Source organism: Burkholderia stagnalis, from assembly GCF_902830275.1.
GTDB classification, from domain to species: domain Bacteria; phylum Pseudomonadota; class Gammaproteobacteria; order Burkholderiales; family Burkholderiaceae; genus Burkholderia; species Burkholderia stagnalis.
This window is the reverse complement of the sequence record NZ_CADESW010000050.1, coordinates 1-5,649: the sequence shown is the minus strand read 5'-3', so window position 1 is coordinate 5,649 and position 5,649 is coordinate 1. Positions and strand designations below refer to the sequence as shown.

The 5,649-nt window shown below is 67.6% G+C and carries 3 protein-coding genes and 1 pseudogene; 3 read left to right on the top strand and 1 reads right to left on the bottom strand.

The features are described 5' to 3' along the window. The 3 genes from HWY45_RS36055 to opcM form a co-directional block, all read left to right on the top strand. A partial coding sequence (locus HWY45_RS36055; RefSeq protein WP_176118466.1) for an efflux RND transporter periplasmic adaptor subunit occupies positions 1-477 on the top strand: 477 nt, incomplete at its 5' end. A 46-nt stretch (positions 478-523) separates the two neighbouring features. After that, a complete protein-coding gene (gene ceoB / locus HWY45_RS36050) occupies positions 524-3,724 on the top strand; it encodes a multidrug efflux RND transporter permease subunit CeoB (RefSeq protein ID WP_059563766.1) in 3,201 nt (1,066 codons plus the stop codon). Between the two features lie 10 nt (positions 3,725-3,734). Then, complete coding sequence (gene opcM, locus HWY45_RS36045) at positions 3,735-5,270, top strand: multidrug efflux transporter outer membrane subunit OpcM (protein WP_059882083.1); 1,536 nt, start codon at positions 3,735-3,737, stop codon at positions 5,268-5,270. A gap of 111 nt (positions 5,271-5,381) precedes the next feature. On the opposite strand, the pseudogene HWY45_RS37075 reads toward opcM, so the two are convergent. After that, a pseudogene (locus HWY45_RS37075) lies at positions 5,382-5,528 on the bottom strand (cysteine hydrolase); the annotation flags it as partial. Positions 5,529-5,649: the final 121 nt, after the last annotated feature.

The window sequence follows — 5,649 nt, the reverse complement described above, 5'->3', positions numbered from 1 at the left end:
CTCGGCCTCGCGAACGAGAGCGGCTATTCGAGAAGCGGCACGATCGACTCGGTCGACAACCGCCTCGACACGTCGTCCGGCACGATCCGCGTGCGTGCGCGCTTCGACAACGCGGACGGCGCGCTCGTCCCCGGCCTCTATGCGCGCGTGAAGGTGGGCGGCAGCGCGCCGCACCCGGCGCTGCTCGTCGACGACGCGGCGATCAACACCGACCAGGACAAGAAGTTCGTGTTCGTCGTCGATGCGCAGGGCCGCGTGTCGTACCGCGAAGTGCAGCAGGGGCTGCAGCACGGCAACCGGCGCGTGATCGTCAGCGGCCTCGCCGCCGGCGACCGCGTGATCGTCAACGGCACGCAGCGCGTGCGCCCCGGCGAGCAGGTCAAGCCGCACATGGTGCCGATGACGGGCGGCGATGCGCCGTCCGCGCCGCTCGCGGGCAACGCGAAGCCCGCTGCACCGGCGAAGGCGAATTCGTAAGCGGCCCGCCCGCCACGCTTTCGCGTCGAACCAGACAGAGCCATTCATGAACATATCCAAATTCTTTATCGATCGCCCGATCTTCGCAGGGGTGCTATCGGTCATCATCCTGCTCGGCGGGGTGATCGCGATGTTCCTGCTGCCGATTTCGGAATACCCGGAAGTCGTGCCGCCGTCGGTGATTGTCAAGGCGCAGTATCCGGGCGCGAACCCGAAAGTGATCGCCGAGACGGTCGCGTCGCCGCTGGAGGAGCAGATCAACGGCGTCGAGGACATGCTGTATATGCAGTCGCAGGCGAACAGCGACGGCAACATGACGATCACCGTCACGTTCAAGCTCGGCACCGATCCGGACAAGGCCACGCAGCTCGTGCAGAACCGCGTGAACCAGGCGCTGCCGCGCCTGCCGGAAGACGTGCAGCGGCTCGGCATCACCACGGTGAAGAGCTCGCCGACGCTGACGATGGTCGTGCACCTGATCTCGCCGGACAACCGCTACGACATGACCTACCTGCGCAACTACGCGCTGATCAACGTGAAGGACCGCCTGTCGCGGATCCAGGGCGTCGGCCAGGTGCAGCTGTGGGGTTCGGGCGACTACGCGATGCGCGTGTGGCTCGATCCGCAGAAGGTCGCGCAGCGCGGCCTCGCCGCCGAGGACGTCGTGCGGGCGATCCGCGAGCAGAACGTGCAGGTCGCGGCCGGCGTGATCGGCGCGTCGCCGTCGCTGCCGGGCACGCCGCTGCAGCTGTCGGTGAACGCGCGCGGCCGCCTGCAGACGGAAGACGAGTTCGGCGACATCGTCGTGAAGACGACGCCGGACGGCGGCGTCACGCACCTGCGCGACATCGCGCGGATCGAGCTCGACGCGTCCGAGTACGGGCTGCGCTCGCTGCTCGACAACAAGCCGGCCGTCGCGATGGCGATCAACCAGTCGCCGGGCGCGAACTCGCTGCAGATCTCGGACGAAGTGCGCAAGACGATGGCCGAGCTGAAGCAGGACATGCCGGCGGGCGTCGACTACAAGATCGTCTATGACCCGACGCAGTTCGTGCGTTCGTCGATCAAGGCCGTCGTGCACACGCTGCTCGAGGCGATCGCGCTGGTCGTGATCGTCGTGATCGTGTTCCTGCAGACCTGGCGCGCGTCGATCATTCCGCTGATCGCGGTGCCGGTGTCGATCGTCGGCACGTTCTCGCTGCTGCTCGGCTTCGGGTATTCGATCAACGCGCTGTCGCTGTTCGGGATGGTGCTCGCGATCGGTATCGTGGTCGACGACGCGATCGTGGTGGTGGAAAACGTCGAGCGCAACATCGAGAACGGGATGACCGCCCGGCAGGCGACCTACAAGGCGATGCAGGAAGTGAGCGGGCCGATCATCGCGATCGCGCTCACGCTGGTCGCCGTGTTCGTGCCGCTCGCGTTCATGTCGGGCCTGACGGGCCAGTTCTACAAGCAGTTCGCGATGACGATCGCGATCTCGACGGTGATCTCGGCGTTCAACTCGCTGACGCTGTCGCCGGCGCTGTCGGCGATCCTGCTGAAGGGCCATGGCGACAAGGAAGACTGGCTGACGCGCGTGATGAACCGCGTGCTCGGCGGCTTCTTCAAGCGCTTCAACAAGGTGTTCCATCGCGGTGCGGAGCACTACGGCCACGGCGTGCGCGGCGTGCTGTCGAGGAAGGCCGTGATGCTCGGCGTGTACGTTGCGCTGGTGGGCGCGACGCTGCTGGTGTCGAAGGTCGTGCCGGGCGGCTTCGTGCCCGCGCAGGACAAGGAATACCTGATCGCGTTCGCGCAGCTGCCGAACGGCGCGTCGCTCGACCGCACCGAGAAGGTGATCCGCGACATGGGCTCGATCGCGCTGAAGCAGCCGGGCGTCGAGAGCGCGGTGGCGTTCCCGGGGCTGTCGGTGAACGGCTTCACGAACAGCTCGAGCGCGGGCATCGTGTTCGTCACGCTGAAGCCGTTCTCGGAACGGCACGGCAAGGCGCTGTCGGCCGGCGCGATCGCGGGCGCGCTGAACCAGCAATATGGCGCGATCAAGGATTCGTTCGTCGCGGTGTTCCCGCCGCCGCCGGTGCTCGGCCTCGGCACGCTCGGCGGCTTCAAGCTGCAGATCGAGGATCGCGGCGCGGTCGGCTACGCGAAGCTCGCCGATGCGACCAACGACTTCATCAAGCGCGCGCAGCAGGCGCCGGAACTTGGCCCGCTGTTCACGAGCTACCAGATCAACGTGCCGCAGCTCAACGTCGATCTCGATCGCGTGAAGGCGAAGCAGCTCGGCGTGTCGGTCACCGACGTGTTCAATACGATGCAGGTGTATCTCGGTTCGCTGTACGTGAACGACTTCAACCGCTTCGGCCGCGTGTACCAGGTGCGCGTGCAGGCGGATGCGCCGTTCCGCCAGCGCGCGGACGACATCCTGCAGCTGAAGACGCGCAACGGCGCGGGCGAGATGGTGCCGCTGTCGTCGCTCGTCACCGTGACGCCGACGTTCGGCCCCGAGATGGTGGTGCGCTACAACGGCTACACGGCGGCCGACATCAACGGCGGCCCGGCGCCGGGCTTCTCGTCGGGGCAGGCGCAGGCCGCGATCGAGCGGATCGCGCACGAGACGCTGCCGCGCGGCGTGCGGTTCGAGTGGACCGACCTCACGTACCAGCAGATTCTCGCGGGCGATTCTGCGATCTGGGTGTTCCCGATCAGCGTGCTGTTGGTGTTCCTCGTGCTCGCCGCGCTGTATGAAAGCCTGACGCTGCCGCTCGCGGTGATCCTGATCGTGCCGATGAGCATTCTGTCGGCGCTCACGGGGGTGTGGCTCACACAGGGCGACAACAACATCTTCACGCAGATCGGCCTGATGGTGCTGGTGGGGCTGTCGGCGAAGAACGCGATCCTGATCGTCGAGTTCGCGCGCGAGCTGGAGCACGACGGCAGGACACCGCTCGAGGCGGCGATCGAGGCGAGCCGGCTGCGGCTGCGGCCGATCCTGATGACGTCGATCGCGTTCATCATGGGCGTCGTGCCGCTCGTCACGTCGACCGGCGCGGGTGCGGAGATGCGCCATGCGATGGGGGTCGCGGTGTTCTTCGGGATGCTGGGCGTGACGCTGTTCGGCCTGATGCTGACGCCGGTGTTCTATGTGGTGCTGCGCACACTCGCGGGCGGCAAGATTCACGTCGCCGGCAAGGATTCGGCCGGCTATGGCGTTCCGGCGCCGGGCGTGCCGGCTTCGGATGCTTGAGGACAACACGATGGATAACTCGAAGACTCAATCTGGTTTGATGCGCATCGCGAAGCTGGCGGCGGCGAGCGGCCTGCTCGTATCGCTGCTGGCCGCCTGCGCGGTCGGGCCCGACTACAAGCGGCCGGACGTTGCAACGCCCGCCGCGTTCAAGGAAGCGCCGACGCTCGCGGCCGGCGAGCAGGCCGGCACGTGGAAAACCGCCGAGCCGTCGGACGCCGCGCATCGCGGCGAATGGTGGAAGGCGTTCGGCGATCCGGTGCTCGATTCGCTCGAAGCGCAGGCACTTGCGGCGAACCAGAACCTGAAGGCCGCGGCGGCGCGCGTCGAGGAAGCGCGCGCGGCCACCCGCTCGGCGCGCTCGCAGTGGTTCCCGCAGATCGGCGCAGGCTTCGGGCCGACGCGCCAGGGGCTGTCGTCGGCGTCGCAGTCGCTGCCGCAGGGCAGCGGCCCGGTCAATTCGACGCTGTGGCGCGCGCAGGGCACGGTGTCGTATGAAGCGGACCTGTTCGGCCGCGTGGGCCGCAACGTCGAGGCATCGCGTGCGGACCAGGCGCAGAGCGAGGCGCTGTTCCGTTCGGTGCAGCTCGCGCTGCAGGCGGACGTCGCGCAGAACTACTTCGAGCTGCGCCGGCTCGATTCCGACCAGGACCTGTACCGCCGCACGGTCGAACTGCGTGAACAGGCGCTGAAGCTCGTGCAGCGCCGCTTCAACGAGGGCGACATCAGCGAGCTCGACGTGTCGCGCGCGAAGAACGAACTGGCGACCGCGCAGGCCGATGCGGTTGGCGTCGCGCGTCGCCGCGCGGCGTCCGAGCATGCGCTCGCGATCCTGCTCGGCAAGGCGCCGGCGGATTTCGCGTTCAAGGAAACGCCGCTCGTGCCGGTCGCGGTGAGGGTACCGGCGGGCCTGCCGTCGGCGCTGCTCGAACGCCGCCCCGACGTGGCGGCGTCCGAGCGCGCGATGGCCGCGGCGAACGCGCGCATCGGGCTCGCGAAATCGGCGTACTTCCCGAAGCTCGACATCACCGGTGCGGCGGGCTTTGAAGCGTCGACGCTCGGCAACCTGTTCATGTGGTCGAGCCGCACGTTCCTGCTCGGGCCGTTCGCGGGCACCGCGCTGACGCTGCCGCTGTTCGACGGCGGGCGGCGTGCCGCGGGCGTGCAGCAGGCGCGCGCGCAGTACGACGAACAGGTCGCAAACTACCGGCAGCAGGTGCTCGTCGCGTTCCGCGAGGTCGAGGACAATCTGGCCGACCTGCGGCTGCTCGACGACCAGATTCGCGCGCAGGATTCGGCCGTCAACGCGTCGCGGCGTGCGGCGACGCTGTCGCGCACCCAGTATCAGGAAGGCGAGGTCAGCTATCTCGACGTGATCGACAGCGAGCGCTCGGTGCTCGTGTCGCAGTTGCAGTCGAATGCGCTGACGGGCACGCAGGCGGTGTCCACCGTGAACCTGATCCGCGCGCTGGGCGGCGGGTGGGGCGATGCCCCGGCGGCGGTCGGCGACGCGACGCGCGGCAAGGACGAAGTCGCCGCGCGTTGAGCGAGCGTGGCGGGCGATGCGGCGGGATGCATCGCCCGGATGAACATCGAACCCCGGCGCGCGGCGATGAGCCGCGTGGCCGGGGTTTGTTTTGGTGCGGACGTTGATCGTCTAGGCAAGCAGGCGCAACGCATCCGCGAGCGACAGCACCGTCGTGCGCGAATCGAATGCGGTGGAGAACAGATGGTCGTGTACGACCGGGTCCGGGTCGTAACAACAGTCCTTGACCGTGAACAGGCGGAAATCCGCGTCGCGAGCCTATCCGAATGTTTGTGTGTGAGGCATAAACTGATGGCCAAGGAGCCACGTTATGCCACGCAAACGCAAGGAAGAAGTGACGATTGAACCGGGCAAGGGCTTGAACCTGGACCCGGAACTG